The sequence below is a fragment of the Oceanobacillus sp. FSL W8-0428 genome, from assembly GCF_038004405.1.
Classification (GTDB): Bacteria; Bacillota; Bacilli; order Bacillales; family Amphibacillaceae; genus Oceanobacillus; species Oceanobacillus sojae.
Genome location: NZ_JBBORB010000001.1, coordinates 1,147,122 through 1,164,648, shown reverse-complemented (window position 1 = coordinate 1,164,648; position 17,527 = coordinate 1,147,122). Strand labels below are relative to the sequence as shown.

13 protein-coding genes are annotated in these 17,527 nt (G+C 39.1%); 10 read left to right on the top strand and 3 right to left on the bottom strand.

Features of this window, described 5'->3' with window-relative positions; genetic code table 11:
• Positions 1–155 precede the first annotated feature (155 nt).
• The gene (locus tag MKY30_RS05150) at positions 156–914 is read right to left on the bottom strand and encodes a MurR/RpiR family transcriptional regulator (RefSeq protein ID WP_147211377.1); all 759 of its coding nucleotides are present in this window, start codon (positions 912–914) and stop codon (positions 156–158) included.
• A gap of 149 nt (positions 915–1,063) precedes the next feature.
• Here MKY30_RS05150 and MKY30_RS05145 point away from each other — a divergent pair, with 149 nt between their 5' ends.
• The 4 genes from MKY30_RS05145 (at position 1,064) to MKY30_RS05130 (ending at position 7,463) form a co-directional block, all read left to right on the top strand.
• A complete protein-coding gene (locus MKY30_RS05145) occupies positions 1,064–2,644 on the top strand; it encodes an alpha-glucoside-specific PTS transporter subunit IIBC (protein ID WP_341082976.1) in 1,581 nt (526 codons plus the stop codon).
• Between the two features lie 24 nt (positions 2,645–2,668).
• A complete protein-coding gene (locus MKY30_RS05140; RefSeq protein ID WP_341082975.1) occupies positions 2,669–3,994 on the top strand; it encodes a 6-phospho-alpha-glucosidase in 1,326 nt (441 codons plus the stop codon).
• 239 nt (positions 3,995–4,233) lie between these two features.
• Positions 4,234–6,630, top strand: a complete 2,397-nt coding sequence (locus MKY30_RS05135; RefSeq protein ID WP_341082974.1) for a penicillin acylase family protein — start codon at positions 4,234–4,236, stop codon at positions 6,628–6,630.
• Between the two features lie 266 nt (positions 6,631–6,896).
• The gene (locus tag MKY30_RS05130) at positions 6,897–7,463 is read left to right on the top strand and encodes a hypothetical protein (RefSeq protein WP_341082973.1); all 567 of its coding nucleotides are present in this window, start codon (positions 6,897–6,899) and stop codon (positions 7,461–7,463) included.
• Between the two features lie 68 nt (positions 7,464–7,531).
• Here the strand turns inward: MKY30_RS05130 and MKY30_RS05125 are convergent, their stop codons facing one another.
• Complete coding sequence (locus MKY30_RS05125; protein WP_341082972.1) at positions 7,532–8,296, bottom strand: DeoR/GlpR family DNA-binding transcription regulator; 765 nt, start codon at positions 8,294–8,296, stop codon at positions 7,532–7,534.
• 248 nt (positions 8,297–8,544) lie between these two features.
• Here MKY30_RS05125 and MKY30_RS05120 point away from each other — a divergent pair, with 248 nt between their 5' ends.
• The 5 genes from MKY30_RS05120 (at position 8,545) to phnX (ending at position 13,871) form a co-directional block, all read left to right on the top strand.
• Positions 8,545–9,297, top strand: coding sequence for an ABC transporter ATP-binding protein (locus tag MKY30_RS05120; RefSeq protein ID WP_341082971.1), 753 nt, complete (start codon positions 8,545–8,547; stop codon positions 9,295–9,297).
• The gene (locus MKY30_RS05115; RefSeq protein ID WP_341082970.1) at positions 9,290–10,915 is read left to right on the top strand and encodes an ABC transporter permease subunit; all 1,626 of its coding nucleotides are present in this window, start codon (positions 9,290–9,292) and stop codon (positions 10,913–10,915) included. The genes MKY30_RS05120 and MKY30_RS05115 overlap by 8 nt, the downstream gene beginning before the upstream one ends.
• Before the next feature lie 9 nt (positions 10,916–10,924).
• Positions 10,925–11,908, top strand: coding sequence for an extracellular solute-binding protein (locus MKY30_RS05110; RefSeq protein WP_222595738.1), 984 nt, complete (start codon positions 10,925–10,927; stop codon positions 11,906–11,908).
• Positions 11,909–11,985: 77 nt separating this feature from the next.
• A complete protein-coding gene (gene phnW, locus MKY30_RS05105; RefSeq protein WP_341082969.1) occupies positions 11,986–13,080 on the top strand; it encodes a 2-aminoethylphosphonate--pyruvate transaminase in 1,095 nt (364 codons plus the stop codon).
• A complete protein-coding gene (gene phnX / locus MKY30_RS05100) occupies positions 13,077–13,871 on the top strand; it encodes a phosphonoacetaldehyde hydrolase (RefSeq protein ID WP_341082968.1) in 795 nt (264 codons plus the stop codon). Before phnW ends, phnX begins: the two co-directional genes overlap by 4 nt.
• Before the next feature lie 113 nt (positions 13,872–13,984).
• Here the strand turns inward: phnX and MKY30_RS05095 are convergent, their stop codons facing one another.
• Positions 13,985–15,538, bottom strand: a complete 1,554-nt coding sequence (locus MKY30_RS05095) for a histidine kinase N-terminal 7TM domain-containing diguanylate cyclase (protein ID WP_341082967.1) — start codon at positions 15,536–15,538, stop codon at positions 13,985–13,987.
• Between the two features lie 728 nt (positions 15,539–16,266).
• Here MKY30_RS05095 and MKY30_RS05090 point away from each other — a divergent pair.
• On the top strand, positions 16,267–17,496 hold the full coding sequence (locus tag MKY30_RS05090) for an ABC transporter permease subunit (protein WP_341082965.1): 1,230 nt from the start codon (positions 16,267–16,269) through the stop codon (positions 17,494–17,496).
• Positions 17,497–17,527 lie beyond the last annotated feature (31 nt).

The window sequence follows — 17,527 nt, the reverse complement described above, 5'->3', positions numbered from 1 at the left end:
TTTTCTGTCATGCTGTTCTTCTATTTCTTTCTAATAATTGACCTCCTGCATAATAATGGAGCACATCAGCAGTGCAAATTTATTATGCAGGAGGTTCTTTGGTTTAAATAAGGAGGATACAGGGCTCCTCCTAAGCGCTGCTTGTTAATTAATTTTTATTTCTTCAGCTGTTCCATCTTCCACTCACTAAACTTTCTGAGAATAATATCAAAAACAATATAGAACGGCAGAAAGCTCGAGTTGTCCACTTTATTATACAGATAAAATGGTGTGCTGTTTACATAGATATTAAACATTGCGTTTTGAGCAAGTAAATTATTACGCAATGTTGTTACGCTGATATATTTAATATTTCTTGTTTTAATCATATGAATGATTTCATCCAGGTTTTTCGATTCTCCAGATAAAGAAATAATAAATAACAGATCGTCCTTATCAATTTCCCCAAGTCCATCTGTAAAGTCCCGCTCACTTCGCATTACCTGGGATTTCTTATGGAGCGACCATAATTGCCTCTGTACATCATTGGCTAAATCCAGCTGTGCCGTTCCTGTGCCGTAAATATAGATATAAGGAGCGCGATCAATCAGCTGATTTAGCTGGTAAAAGTCCAGCTGCTCCATGTACTTCATTGTCTGCTGTATATCCTGGTTGAGCAGCTCCATTAAATCCTGAGTTGTCTCTTCGGTGAAACTATTTAATTTAATATAAGATTTTAAATCACTATAGCCATCTAAACCTATCTTTCTGGTAAGGCGATGGATGGAAGAGATGGAAGTATGAGCATAGTTAGCCAGATCCTGAATTTTCATCGTCTTCATTTCATCAATATGTTCATGAATCGTTTTAATAATATGTAAGTCGTTCTCATTTAAATCATCAAAGTATTGGTTTACCAGTTTATCTAAAATCATCTCGTTCACCCTTCTGCTGAAAATATTTTCGTTCTATGAAAATATAATCTAATGTTACTATGCTATTTCTAAACACGTCAAACCTATTGGAATTTGTAAGCGCTGCCTATATATTGGAATTACAGATTAAGACGAAGGAGTTTTTGTTTATGAATGCAATTAAGCGGTTTGGCAGTGCGATGATTGTTCCTGTTCTTTTATTTGCGTTCTTTGGTATTGTTGTCGGACTTGCAACTTTATTTAAAAATCCGGCTATCATGGGGAGCATCGCTGAAGAGGGTACGATGTGGTATAACATCTGGTCGCTTATTGAAAGTGGAGGATGGACAATTTTTGATCATATGGAGCTGGCTTTTGTTATTGGGCTGCCCATTTCACTTGCTAAGAAAGCGCAAGCACGTGCAACACTTGCGGCGTTGATGGTTTATCTGGTTTTTAACAATTATATCAATGCTATTTTAACCCTTTGGCCATCTACCTTTGGAGTAGATTTATCCCAGGGAGTTGAAAACTTAACAGGTGTAAAAGAGATTGCAGGTATCCCGACTTTGGATACAAATATTATTGGTGCTATTGCAATATCAGGCATTGTCATTTGGATTCACAATCATTTTTATGATAAAAAATTGCCTGAAATGCTGGGAATTTTCCAAGGCCTTGTATTCGTTACCATTATTGGCTTTTTTGTAATGATCCCTTTTGCTTTTCTTATTGCATTTGTATGGCCGTATGTGCAGCAGGGAATCGGCTCATTACAAGGATTCATTACACAGGCTGGTTATCTCGGTGTCTGGCTATTTCATTTCCTGGAACGAGTTTTAATTCCAACGGGTCTGCATCATTTTATCTATACACCGTTTGAATATGGACCGGCAGCTGTCAATGAAGGGTTAAAGCCATACTGGATTACCCATTTAAATGAATTTGCTAACTCAACAGCAGCCTTAAAGGATCTCTATCCATATGGATTTTTAATGCATGGAAACATTAAAATGTTTGGCTGTTTAGGTATTGCCCTCGCCATGTACTATTCAACACCTAAAGAAAACAGAAAGAAAGTACTTGCGTTAATATTGCCGGCTACATTAACAGCAGTATTTGCAGGCATTACCGAACCGCTTGAATTTACATTCTTATTTATTGCACCATACCTATTTGTTATCCATGCGCTTCTTGGAGCGACAATGGTGACGATTATGAACATATTTGGTGTCGTTGGCATGATGGGCTCCGGCTTTATTGAGATAGCTGCATTGAACTGGATTCCGCTCTCTTCCAATCATGGAGGAATTTATATAGTCCAAGCTATTATAGGGTTTATTTTTGTAGCATTGTACTTTGTCATATTCAGATGGCTTATTGTTAAATTCGATATTCCATTGCCAGGCCGTAAAAACGAGAAGGAGGTTAAATTATACACAAAACAGGATTATCAAAATGCGAAACATGATGGTAACCATGCAGAGGAAGCTCCTAAATATGATTCTGAGTATGAAGAGAAGGCGGTCTATTACTTAGAAGGACTTGGCGGCAAAGAAAATATTAAAGATGTTACAAACTGTGCAACACGACTGCGTGTGACAGTCAATGACCCTGATTTGGTCAAAGGAAATGATTACTTTACAAATAATCAAATGGCGCACGGAATAGCTCAAAGCGGTCAAAGTATACAGGTGATTGTTGGCCTGAGTGTACCGCAAGTAAGAGATTATTTTGAAGCGAAACTTTAAACATATATGAGGAGGAGTTTTATTATGAAAAAGTTTAACATTACCATTGCTGGAGGCGGAAGTACATTTACACCGGGAATTATTTTGATGCTGTTGGATTATCTGGATGAGTTCCCGATTGATACGATTAAACTCTATGATAATGATGGGGACAGACAAAAAACGATTGCAGATGCTTGTGAGATTTTATTAAAAGAACGTGCACCGGAAATAAGCTTACTGGCCAGCACAAATCCTGAAGAAGCATTTACTAACGTAGACTTTGTCATGGCACATATTCGTGTCGGCAAATATGCCATGCGTGAACAGGATGAGAAAATCCCATTGAAGCATGGGGTTGTAGGGCAGGAAACATGCGGTCCAGGCGGAATTGCTTATGGTATGCGTTCCATCCCGGGAGTGCTGGAATTGGTAGACTACATGGAAAAGTATTCCCCAGAAGCCTGGATGTTAAATTATTCTAACCCGGCAGCTATTGTTGCAGAGGCAACACGTAAATTAAGACCAAACTCTAAGATCTTAAATATTTGTGATATGCCGATTGGTATTGAAGAATTGATTGCGAAAAACTTAGGGTTATCATCACGTAAAGAGATGGAAGTAGATTACTACGGATTGAATCACTTTGGCTGGTGGACAGATATCCGTGACAAGCAAGGAAACAGCCTGATGTCCAAAGTGACAGAGCATGTGAGTCAGCATGGTTACGCAACGGATGGAACGTCTGAATTGGAACAGCAGGAGAGCTGGAACAGTACACTTAAAAAAGCAAGGGATGTTCAAGTGCTTGATCCTTCAACAGTACCAAACACGTATTTAAAATACTATCTGTATCCAGACTATGAAGTTGCTCATTCCAATAAAGAATATACACGTGCTAATGAAGTAATGGCAGGCCGTGAGAAATTTATTTTTGGTGAGTGCCGGGATATTATCGAGAAAGGTTCAGCGGAGGAAACAAAGCTGACCATCGATGAGCATGCTTCTTACATTGTTGACTTGGCAAAAGCGATTGCCTTTAATACAAAAGAACGTATGCTGATGATTGTAGAGAACAATGGGGCAATTATTAACTTTGACCCGACAGCAATGGTGGAGGTTCCTTGTATCGTCGGCAGCAAAGGGCCGGAAAAGCTGGTTGTAGGTGAAATACCGAGATTCCAAAAAAGCCTGATGGAACAGCAGGTTGGCGTGGAAAAATTAGTAGTAGAAGCGTTTGAAGAAGGCTCTTATCAAAAATTATGGCAGGCTATCACTTTATCTAAAACTGTGCCGAGTGCAAAAGTAGCAAAAGATATTTTAGATGACTTAATCGAGGTGAATAAAGCATTCTGGCCGGAGCTGAAATAGATTTTTTAAACAGTGCAATATGGGCGAAACTGCTCATATTGCACTGTTTGTTTGATTTTCAGATATACCTTTAAATGAAGCTGTGCGTCTCTTACCTTTTTAACCAGTTTCCGGGATATAAAAATGAATCAGGCAGCATATATTCCATAATATAGCAATCTTGACATCCCAATCCAACATGCTATGCTTCTCATTAGAGACAGACATTAAAAAGAGAGTTACTAAGGGGGATTTTGTAATTGGGAAAGAAAGTCTATGAAACATCGCCTAAGAAAAATAGATTCAGTAAAAAGAAAATCCTGCTCAGCATATTTGGATTTATTGTTATTCTTGGACTTGCTGCGTTTTTGTTTGTAAACGGGTACATAAATAAATCCCTTCCGATAACAGAAGGAACAGTAGAGCTTTCTGTACTTGAGAATGAAGTTACGGTTATAACGGATGAAGACGGAGTACCGCATATTCAGGCGGATAATGCCCGGGATTTGTATATTGCGCAGGGATACATCCAGGCAGACCGGCGGATGTTTCAAATGGAGCTCTCGCGAAGACAGGCTTCGGGAATGTTGAGTGAAGTGATTGGCGAGGATGCTGTCAATCAGGACAAATATTTCCGGACACTCGGTTTAAGACGTGCTGCAGAGGAATCCTATGAGGTTTATTCTGAAGAATCCATAGAAGTTCTGGAGGACTTTGCTACAGGTGTAAATGCTTATATAGAGGAAGCGAAGGCAAATAACAGCTTACCAATTGAATTTAAATTAATGGGGTTTGAGCCGGAGGAATGGACGCCGGTGGATTCATTGACGATAGGAAAATTTATGGCATTTGATCTTGGCGGACATTGGGAACAGCAGGCATTTAATTATTATCTGCTCAATGAATATGATGAGGAAAAAGCATATGAATTATTCCCGGCATACCCAGAAAATAGACCGGCAATTATTAAAGAGGAGGAGCTGCTGGATATTGCGGCAAGCTTTGAGGATGCAATTATTCCTCATCCTTTTAATGGCAGTAATAACTGGGTTGTCAGTGGTGATAAAACAGCGTCAGGGATGCCTCTTTTGGCAGATGATCCGCATCTTGGACTGGCTACTCCATCCATTTGGCTGCAAATGCATTTGGAATCAGAGGAGGAGCTGAATGTGAGCGGGGTTATTTTCGCCGGTGTGCCGGGGATTATTCTTGGTCATAATGATCAGATAGCATGGGGCGTAACCAATACGGGTCCAGATGTACAGCAATTATATATTGAGAAGCGGAATCCGGATAATGCTAATGAGTTTTTATATGAGGATGAGTGGGAAGAGGCTGAAATCATTGAGGAGCCGATTAAAGTAAAGGATGGAGAAACGATTCATTATGAAGTGACAGAAACGCGCCATGGACCTGTTATTTCAGAGTTTGCTGAAGATGCCGGGAAAGAGACGGTACTTTCTTTAAGATGGACAGCGCTGGATGCGAGTACGGAATTAGAGGCGATTATGGAGATGAATCGTGCAGCTGATTGGGAGGAATTTGAAGAAGGTCTGGAGAAGTTTCTAGTTCCGGCACAAAATTTCGTGTTTGCATCTCAGGATGGAACCATTGCCTATAAAGCAAATGGTAAAATTCCGATTTATGAGGATGGAAAAGATGCTCTATTACCGTTAAACGGCTGGGAAGCAGAGAATGAATGGCAGGATTTTATCCCATTTGATGAGCTTCCTGCTGTTGTGAACCCGGAGAAAGGCTTCATTGCAACTGCCAATAACAAAATTGCGCCGGATAGCTACCCTTATCATATCAGCAATGTGTGGGCGCAGCCATATCGCTATGAACGGATTGAGGAAGTGCTGGAATCCGGAGATAATTTTACAGTGGAAGATATGCAGAATCTGCAAATGGATCAGACGGATTTAAGAGCACGGGAATTTGTTCCTTTCTTTCAGGAAGCTTTGAATGATGCGGAATTGACAGAACAGGAACAAGAAGCTCTAAAGCTGCTGGCAGATTGGAACTTTACAGCAGATAAAGATAAGCCGCAGCCGCTGATTTTTGAGCATTGGATGCAGGAGATTCAAAATGAAATCTATGAAGGGAAAATCCCTGATACGATGAGAAGCTTATTTTCAACAGAGTCCCAATCGATAGATAATATGCTGCGATTGGCTAGAGATGGAGAGCAGTCGATCTGGCTGGATGAAAATGGCGGGGTAGAAAATGTATTGCATGGATCTTTGCAAGCAGCCTTAGAAAAGCTGGCAGAAGGTTATGGAGAGGATATGTCTGCTTGGACATGGGGTGATTATCATCAGGTTCATTTCAATCATCCACTATCAGGAGTCAGCCCATTTTTAGCATTTTTCTTTAATAATGAAGATGCTATACCAGTTGGAGGAAGTAGTGTGACACCAATGGCTGCCAGTTATAATTCAAAAACAGGTGTAGTAGATCACGGCGCTTCCTGGCGCTTTGTGATAGATGCCGGAGATATGAATGCAGGATATCATATTGTCGGGCCTGGGCAGGACGGTCATTACAGAAGTGAGTGGTATCATGACCAGATGAGTGATTGGGTTGATGGGAATTATCATGAAACGAGGATGGATAAGGCGGAAGGTTTGGAATTGAAGCTGATGCCGCAGAAATGAATAGATGAGGATGAAAAATAATGGTTTTCCGCATGCAGTTTAAGGCGGGAGTCATTATTTTTTATTTTCAGATATAGACCAAAAAACGTTTGTGGTTTTTAATACCTTGTTTATTAGATAACGGTATAGTTATATTGGCTCGATTTATAAAAGTGATGAAATAAATTACATACTTTGTAGTATAATTGTATCAGGTCATTAGTTTCGGTTTATGAACTGATATAAATAATTACCCTATTGCTTTTATAGGGAGAAAGGAGAGAAGAATGGAGATTTGGCCAATATTTTTGCTCGCGGCAGGTCTGGTGGCATTTCTTGTTTATTTATTCGTAGTGGTCAACAGGTTATTTTTTATAAAAAAAGAAGCAATTACATTTGGTACAGCAAGTTTATTATTCATTAGTTTTATTTTGGTAGCGAGCAGTTTTTATATGGTTTTGACAGAGAAAAATGGCGTTTTTCCAATTGAGAACATGGTTTTGTCTAAAGCGGAGCAACTGGATGCAGATGGGAGAAAGATACAGGAGCTGACAAGTGGTAACAATAAAATGAAAGCGGATTCGTTAGAGGCGTGTCTGCAAAGTGAAAGAACAGATATGCTTTTTGAAGAATCCCCTTTCCAAATAATAGATGTTTCTTTGTTAGAAGAATTGGAAGATCAGAAAGATAGCCTATTTACAGAATCAAATATATTAGCCAGGTTTTCTTTAGGGGAGGACGATTTTATCATAATGGAAAGCTTCGAAGGATTTCCTGCGGAACAATCTGAGCTTGATATGCTGGATAAAGATGCTCTTAAGTCTTGTTTATCTGAAGCTGATGAAATGGAATAGTTATCGAGGATTACATATCAGAATGATCTGTATATGCATTCTATATGCATTCTGATATGTAATCTCAATTATTCCTCTGAAACAACCAGGTCCGTCTCCACCTCATCAAATTGCTTGATAACCTCTTGATCCACCTTTTGATCTGTTATAACATAATCAATCTCATCCAGCCCGGCAATATTCACCGTAACATTCCTTCCAAATTTGGAGCTGTCCGCAGCAACATAGACCTCATGGGAAAGCGCAACAATCTTTTTGCGGGCAAGGGCCTCCTCCACGTTATAATCCGAAATCCCCTTATCCATCGTAATTCCGCTTGCACAGATAAAGGCTTTCTGGATGTTTAATTGATGAAAGTTAAATAAGTAATCATAGGTTACAACAGATCGCTCCTTTTTTCTGACCTTTCCGCCTATTACAATGAGTTCAATAGCACTGTTCATTAATTCCAGGATGACAGGAACTGAGTTTGTAATGACTGTCAGATTCCTTTTTTCCTTAATATATTTTGCAATTTGATAAGTCGTCGAGCCACTGTCTAAATAAATGCAGTCTCCATCCTCAATAAATGCATCACATTTTTTTGCAATGGCAGTTTTCTCGTCCAAATGGGTGATCATCCGCTCTTCCATGGATGCTTCGCCAAACTTAGGCTCGACCAATTTAACGCCTCCATATATCTTTTTAAGTTTTCCTTGTTCAGCAAGAGCATTTATATCTCTGCGCAGTGTGTCTATTGAGATACCTAATTCTTCCCGAAGCTCTGGCATCTTCATCACTTTTTTAATCGTTAATAAATCAATCATTTTCTTCTGTCTCTCAACTGGAAGCATTTTATCCTCCTCATATAAAGTTTTGATTGGATTATTCTTTATACCAAGTTTACAGACAATTTGCAGTATAATCAATCTATTTACATAAAATTTAGAATGAATCATGCATAAATGCAAGTATATAAAATTATATTTTGTGCATAAGTTATGCTTAATATATTCATAATTTACATATTCTTAACACGATAAGTGATTTATCTTAATATTCGTTTTATATGATGGAGGTAATTCAGGAGGAGGTGGTCAGTTTGTTGGAGCTGCAAAATATTAGTAAACAATTCGACCAGAAAGTTGTTTTAGAAAATATTGATCTTAAGATTAACAGTGGTGAAATTGTATCGCTGCTTGGACCCAGCGGAAGCGGGAAGACAACCTTATTGAATATTATCTTGGGACTGACCAGGATTGAACAGGGAAAAGTTATCTTTAATAACGAGGATTTGAGTAATGTAGATATGAAAAATCGTGGATTTAATATAGTATTTCAAGATTATGCGCTGTTTCCCCATTTAAATGCATATGAAAATATTGTTTATGGACTGCGAAATAAAAAAGATACTGCATCGGCAGAGGAAGTCAGGGAATATATTGAATTTCTGGAGCTAAAGCCGCATTTGAAAAAGAGAATTGGCGAGTTGTCAGGCGGACAGAAGCAGCGGGTTGCCTTGGCTAGAACCTTAGTTACGAAACCAAAGCTGCTGCTTTTGGATGAACCGTTAAGTGCATTAGACGGTGTGATTAAGGAATCGATAAAAGAAAGAATTAAGTCGATTGCCAAGGAGTTTAACCTGACAACGATTATTGTGACACATGACCCGGAGGAAGCTTTAACCATATCGGATAAAATCTTGATTATTAATCAGGGAAATATTTCGCAGTTTGGCACACCATTTGAAATTATTAATCAGCCAAAAAATGATTTTGTAAAGGAATTTATTTTAAGACAGCTGCAGATTAAACGGCAAAATATCTATAATTTATTTGGTGAAAAATATGCGTAATGCAAAACCGGAAATGCGGGTTATCTTTATCATTATCTTAATACTGTTTTTTGCCTTTCTGATAGCTCCGCTGCTTGTCTTATTTTTCCGCTCATTTGTCACCCACGATGGAGGAGCAGGGTTTTCAAATTATATGGAAGCTTTGTCAAATAACACATTAATCAGTGCAATAGGCAATAGCATCAAGGTTTCAGGGGCTACAGCCATTATTACTACGATGCTGGCATTTACTTTAGCATATGCCGTCAATTTTACAAGAATTTATCAGCCTTTAAAAAGTGCTGTGAAAGTTGGAATTCTCATCCCGATGCTGATTCCCACAATTACTTACGGGTTTGCAATTATGTACACCTTTGGAAATCAGGGATTATTGACAAAGCTTTTTGGGAGAAATTTATTTGAAATCTATGGATTTAACGGACTGCTGATTGGATATGTTATCTATACGTTGCCGGCAGCGTTCCTGCTAATCCATAATTCTTTCAAATATATTGATAAGAAATTTATCATTGTGTCTAAGCTGATGGGGGACAGGACATTAAGGAGTTTTCTGAACACCGTTGTCCGTCCATTATTAGGAGCTTTGGGAGGAGCATTTGTTTTATCCTTTATCCTCAGCTTCACAGATTTTGGGATACCAGCATCCGTAGGCGGGACATATGACGTTGTTGCAACGCAGCTTTATCAGGCAATGCTTGGTTCGATTCCGGACTTCAGTCAGGGTGCTGTGATTGCTGTAATGATGTTATTTCCGGCAGTCGCAGGTGTTATTCTATTGAACTATCTCGAAAGATTTAATTTTCATTATGATAAGTTCAGTGAAACAGAACTGACACCAAGTAAATTCAGAGACAGTTTTTTTGGAGTTACCTCTGCTGTTGTTCTGCTGGCAATGCTTTCTGTGTTTGTGGTAATGTTCATTGCGCCATTTGTGACGGCTTTCCCTTACGATTTAAGCTTTACATGGCAGCATATTACAGGTATCTTCCAATCGAATGATCTGGTATCGGTTTACAGAAATTCACTTATTGTGGCGGTATTAACTGCTGTGTTAGGAACGATTATTACGTACGGATCAGCGCTTCTTAATGCACGTACACCGATAAAAGGGAAACAAACTGTAGATATTTTTTCGATGATTACCAATACAGTTCCTGGTATGGTGCTGGGATTATCCTATCTACTGCTTTTTAATGACAGCATTTTAAAGGGAACCTTTATCATTATTGTTTTATGTAATATCATGCATTACTTTACAACACCATATTTAATGGCAAAAAATGCTTTAACAAAGATGAATCCGGACTGGGAAACTTCAGGGGAATTACTGGGGGATAACTGGATTAAAACGGTCTATCGTGTTATTTTACCGAACTCTGTATCTACGGTTTTAGAGATGTTCAGCTACTATTTCATCAATGCGATGGTAACAATCAGCGGCGTTATCTTCCTGGTATCTGCCCAGACCACTGTTGTAGCAAGCAAAATTAATGAACTGCAGCATTTTGCAAAGTTCAATGAAATATTTGTTTTGTCCGTACTGATTTTCTTAACCAATTTATTGGTCAGAGCTGTGTGTGATGCTCTTCAGAAAAGAGCTGCAATCTATAAAAAGTGAGGGAAAAACATGTTGAAATCAATGAAAAAGTCAATCATAGGAGCAGGAATTGGTTTAGCGTTTGTCTTAGCAGGATGCGGTACTCAAAGCAGTGATGATGTCGTCATTTATACCAATGCAGATGAAGAAGCAACGTCAGCAATGGAGGCTGCATTAGATGATGCAGGCTATGAAGGGGAATATATTTTGCAGTCTCAGGGGACATCTGAATTAGGAGGTAAACTGCTGGCAGAAGGAGACAAAATTGAAGCAGATGTAGTAACCATGAGCTCTTATTTCCTGGACAGCGCCCAGGAACAGAATGATATGTTTGAAGATTTAACTTATGAAACAAGTGCACTCGAAGAACATCCTCCATATTATACCCCGATTTTGGGAAATACAGGTGCCATTTTTGTAAATACCGAGGTACTGAAGCAGCATGGATTAGCAACTCCAGAAAGCATTGCTGACTTAGCAAAGCCTGAATACGAAGGACTTGTATCGATTCCAAATATTGATGATTCTTCGACAGCATGGCTGATGGTACAGGCAGTAATCAGTGAGTATGGAGAAGAAGAAGGGAAAGAAATTTTCCAAAAGCTAATCGCGAATGTAGGACCGCATCTGGAGAGCTCTGGTTCCGGTCCAATCAGCAAGGTGCAGGCCGGAGAAGCGGCTGCCGGTTTCGGGCTTAGGCATCAGGCAGTTGTAGCAAAAGAATCAGGAGCACCAATTGCCTTTGTTGATCCGACAGAAGGGAACTTCTCACTAATGGAAGCAGTAGCAGTAGTGAAAAAGGATAATGATGAAAAAACGCAGAAGGCAATGGATATGGCAGAGGTTATCTCGACAGACGCAAGAGAAGAGCTGTTAACCTACTATCCTGTCGCTCTTTATGAAGGAGAAACAGTTGACGAGGCACATAAACCCGCACATTCCAAAACATTTGAACAGCCGCTAGATGTAGAGTTATTGGAACAGCACCAGGAATTCTTTCATTCAGCAAAATAAGTGGCAGGATGAGGCTATTAAAATGTTTTTATCGGAATCTTTAAACCTTCCTATTTTATAAAAAGGAGCGATATATTTTGGAACAATATAAACTATTAACACCAGGTCCATTAACAACAACGGCCGCAGTGAAGGAGGAAATGCTCTTTGATCGCTGTACATGGGATCAGGATTACAAGAAGATTACCCAGAAAATCCGGGCGCAGCTGCTTGATTTGGCGAAAGCTTCCCCAGAGGATTATACAGCTGTACTGATGCAGGGAAGCGGTACATTTACTGTTGAATCTGTCATGACAACTGCAATAAGTAAGAAGGAAAAAGCATTAATTATCACGAATGGTACCTATGGGGAACGAATTGTAGAAATGGCTGATTATATCGGTTTAAATTATAAGCATTACAGTGTGGCATATAATGCTTATCCTGATGAATTGGAATTAAGGTATATTTTAGAAAATGATTCTGCGATTACCCACCTGGTAATGGTGCATTGTGAAACAACAACAGGTATATTGAACCCGGTTGAAATGATTTCCCGACTTGCTAAGGCCTATCAGAAGACACTGATTGTTGATGCAATGAGCAGTTTCGGCGGTGTAGAAATGGATATTCCAGATCTGGGCATCGATTATTTAATCAGCAATGCGAATAAATGCATCCAGGGGGTGCCGGGCTTCGGTTTTGTCATTGCAAGGCTGAACAAACTGCAGGCTTGTGAGGGAAATGCAAGCAGTCTTTCCTTAGATTTATATGATCAGTGGAAGACAATGAATAAGGATGGGAAATGGCGTTATACTTCGCCGACTCATGTGGTAGCAGCATTTTCTAAAGCAATTGATGAATTAATTGCAGAAGGAGGGATTCCGGCAAGATTTCAGCGTTATCAGCGTAATAATCAGCTGCTGCGGGAGGGCTTGGAAAAGCTGGGATTCCGAGCTTATATAACGAATAAGAGACAGTCGCCGATTATTACGACATTCCTGTTCCCGGAAGACACGTTTGTATTTGAAGATTTTTATCATTATGTGAAGGAAAGAGGCTTTGTTCTTTACCCAGGCAAGCTGACAGAAATCGATACGTTCCGGATCGGCAATATTGGAGAAGTCTATGAAGAAGATATAGAAAGATTATGCAATGTAATCCAAGAATATATAGGAGTGGTGGTTAAATGAGTAAAGTAGAAGGCGTCATCTTTGATTGGGCAGGAACAACAGTTGATTTTGGCTGTTTCGCCCCGGTAAATGCATTTGTTACGGTATTTAAAAAGGCAGGAATAGAAGTAACTATTGAAGAAGCAAGAGAGCCGATGGGACTGACGAAGATTGATCATATCCGGACAATGCTGTCTATGCCGAGAATTTCAGCTTTATGGAAAAAGGAATATGGACGAGAGTTTACGGAGCAGGATGTAGAGAACTTAAATGCTGATTTTGAAACAGCTCTCCTGGAAACATTGGCAGCATATACAGATCCAAAGCCAGAGGTATTGGAAACGATAGAGCAGTTAAGGAAGCAAGGCTTGAAAATTGGCTCCAGCTCAGGCTATACGCAAAAGATGATGGAAGTGGTTGTTCCAGAAGCGGAGAAAAAAGGATATCGGCCGGACTTTTATATTACCGCTGACGGAACAAGTGGATTGGGACGGCCATATCCATATATGATTTATCGGAATATGGAAGCTTTGAAACTCACAGCTGCCCGCTATGTGGTTAAGATTGGAGATACTGTTCCAGATATAGATGAAGCACTAAACGCAGAAGTCTGGTCTGTAGCGGTCGTTATCGGCAGCTCGGAAATGGGATTAAGTGAAGAAGAATTTCATGCGTTATCAGAACCAGAGCAGGAGGAATTGATTAGTGGAATAGAGAGGACTTTTATAGAGCATGGAGCTGATTTTACGATCCGGACTCTTGGGGAGCTGCCTGGAATTATTGAGGAAATTAACCAGCGGCTTGAGAAATAAGTACATTCTTTTTTTGCAAAATAATGTATTTGTATTTTATGATGAAAATAGCTGTGCTGTACTTTTTACAAAGTATCAGGTACAGCTATTTATTTGTTTTAAGCATCAGCCTTTTAAAACACATCTTTATCAACCTGTACTTGATTGCGGCCGCTCTCTTTAGCGATATACAACGCTTTATCAGCTCTATTCAGGAGTTCTTCCAACGTTAATTCTTCATCTGGTAAGTCAGCTCCAGCTGCTCCCATGCTGATAGTAATAGTGATGGACCCTTTTTCAATAGGAAATAGATGTACTTCAATTTTTTTGCGGATTATTTCAGCTAATTGGAGGCCTTCTTCTACACTGCTTCCAGGTAGGGCAAGGACAAATTCTTCCCCGCCATAACGGGCAAAAATATTGTGTGCAGGTGTTATTTCCTGAACCAGCTGGCTGAGTTCGCTTAAAACCAAATCACCGCTATAGTGACCATACGTATCATTAACATATTTAAAATAATCAATATCAAAGAGAATCACCGTAAACTGCTTTTCCGCCTTTCTGAAAGCATCTTTCGTATACTTGAAAAATGCTCTGCGGTTAAATATATTTGTTAATTCATCATAGTAAGCAAAATACTCCAGTTGATTCTGCAGTTTTTTCATCTCTGTAATATCTGTGAAAATAAGTAAGACTCCACCATTTTTCTGAGAAATAGATAAGTTGGATATGCGTAAATGAAAAACATAGTTTTTATGATGAAGTGTTTGCGTCATTTCCACAGTAAACGGAGCGCTGGAAAGATCATATGAAAAATCTGTATCTGTAAGTCCTTTCCAAAAAGAATAAAAGTCCTGTCCATACATGTTTTTATGAATATTCGTAAACAAGTGTTTAGCAGCCTGATTAAATTCGATTAACCGCTGGGAGTCATCCAGAACAATAACAGCATCTGCTATTCTTTGAAAAATAACATCTTTGGCAACGGGGACAAGGGTAAACATAGAAGAACTGTTGATTGCCCAGAAATATAGTATGGATGTCAGCCATAAATATAGTGGAACGGAGTCAATTCCTGCAGGAGACAGCCCAGTTAAATAGAAAAAAGCAAGCAAAATCGGTATACATTGACCAAATGCTAAAATAATAATTTGTTTACGGTAAATCGGAGCTGCAGACCGAAGCTGTAATAGAGTCAGACAAAGCGCCATGAACATACAGGCAAAGATGAACATGCCATGTATGATATACCATGGACCAATAACCAGCTCAATATAGGGTGCGCCTAAAACAGGGTGGGTATCTATTGAACGGTAATGAAGATGATGGAAATCGTTGGTAGCTACCATCGCAACTGTAACAGCCGGGATAGTAAGTAAAAGACTTGTCCGCTTAAAAGCCTTCTCCATTCCAAAATAGCGCAGAATAAATAGAAGTCCGAGTAATGGGGCAAAAGCAATCCCGATATATTGAATAACGGTCCATATTTTTATTTGTTCAAGGCTTGTTGCAAGCAGACCAAATGCAGCTGCGAAGCAATAAACTGTCACCGTGCCGGTATAAAGAATAAATATGGGAGCGATGCGTTTGTAATAATGTCTTCGGACGTAGGAGAATATAGCCAGATATAAATTAAAAACACCTGAAGCTGACATAATAGCGATATAAGCTGTGACTGTTGCTCCCATAGGCTTCCCCCGTTTTTGCTTTTATTTATCGCAGTGTAACTGGCTGGGACTGGGACTGCGATTACTCGCCCCATCGAAGAGCTTTTGTAAGACTCCCGCTTCAAGAAATGAAGGAAACATGTTATTTCTAAGTGGGAGATCCAACAGCCAGTAACAGCCCGATTGGTTCAACTAACCCTCAGTGGAGGATGAAAGAAAACCCTACTGAGGGAAGTTTCACTTTATATAATGTAGCATAAATGTGCGGAAAGGAGGAGGATTTTATATTTGTTTATAGAGAATATTTCGAAAAATATCAGATAGTATTACCTGTTTTTTCTAAGGAATGTTAAATACGCTTTAGTTTCTCGTGGAAATTATGTAAAAATTTAGAGTTTTTTCAATCCTATTTACAATTAATAGGCATTAAGCTACACTATAGAAGATAATTAAAATTTCTATAATTTGAAATTTTTACATAAAAATAGTATGCAGAAAGGATCGAATTAGAAGCAGCTAGTTGAAGTTATAATGATTTTTAGCAAAGCGGGTAATTATGATTCAAGCTCCAGTCTTACCAGAAAAAGCCTGCCACCCAGACTCCATAAATTGTGGTGACTGCCAGGTTGCTGCACTCCACGACGTGAGCGGTTTTAACAGAAAGCTATTACCTCACCATTTATCATTCAGTACTTTTTAAACGCATATTAAAATGCATTCATTAATTTGTATCAAAAGGGGAATTATGAATGACTATATCCATGATAATACATGAATTTAAAATGATGCTCCGAAGCAAAAAGAATGTTTTATTTATTATCGCATTGATTAGTCTTATCGTTGCTTATTGTTTTTTAATTTTACCTAATATGGAAACAGCTGATTCCTTTGATATAGAAGAGAAGGAGGCTGAAATGGAGAACTTGGAAGCTATGCGGCAGGGGATGATTGATAGAGGAGGAACCGGCTTCAATCGTATGACCGGAACCCCATATGCCCAAAATACATATGAATTTCAAGTGAAAAGCCGGCTGGTGCATGCTTTCAAAGACCAGAATTTCCACCGTTTTGTTCAATTGAAAATGAAAGAAAACGATTATGACACGCGTATAGCAAGTCTGGATTGGAATCTGATTGCCGATGCGCCTTATCCAAGTCTGGATATGGAACGTAATATTGAATTAACAAAGCTTCGTTATCAAGGTTATTTAGATGCAGATGTATCGATTACATATGAAATGATTGAACAAAAAACAGCCTTGCAGACGTCTGTGAAATTTATCCTTGATACGACTGCTGCTATCCTACTATTTTGTGCAATTTATTTCAGCAGTGACATGATAACGAGGAATAAAGAACATCGCAGTGTCTTGCAGGGAGTACCGGTTGGCTGGTATCGTCTGATTAATGTGAAGTCATTCGTTGCTTTCCTGTATACACTTGTCATTTTGCTTGGATTATTCCTGCTGGCAATGCTTCTGATTGCTATCCAGAATGGCTTTGGTTCGTTCAAGCTGCCGGTGCCGATTACATTGCCGAGCTCACAGCCGGATGATTATATGGGCTACCGGTTCAGTGAATTTGATAACATGACGATTGCAAAATTTCTACTTTTGTCACTGGGCATTATCCCGGTTCTTATTTACCTGTTCATCCGGTTAAATGCTATTTTCAGTCTATTATTTAAGAACCCCTGGATTGTTATCATGGTCAGTACAGTTCTTCTGTTTGTGGAGAGAATCTACTATTCCAGGACAACAACAGAGCTTTTTGGAATCGATCTGAGTTATTTCCCGCAGACCTATTTTGATTTTGGACGGGTCATTTCCGGTGAAAAATATTACTTGATACATTTAGAGTCCATTACCTATCAGCAGGGGATTATTGTCTTGTTAAGCAGCATTGTCGTACTGGAAATCATTCTGTTTGTAATTTCCCGAGCGATAAACAAACGTAAATTTTACCGCAAAGCGGCATAATTGGAAGATATGTTCATTGGACAATGATGAG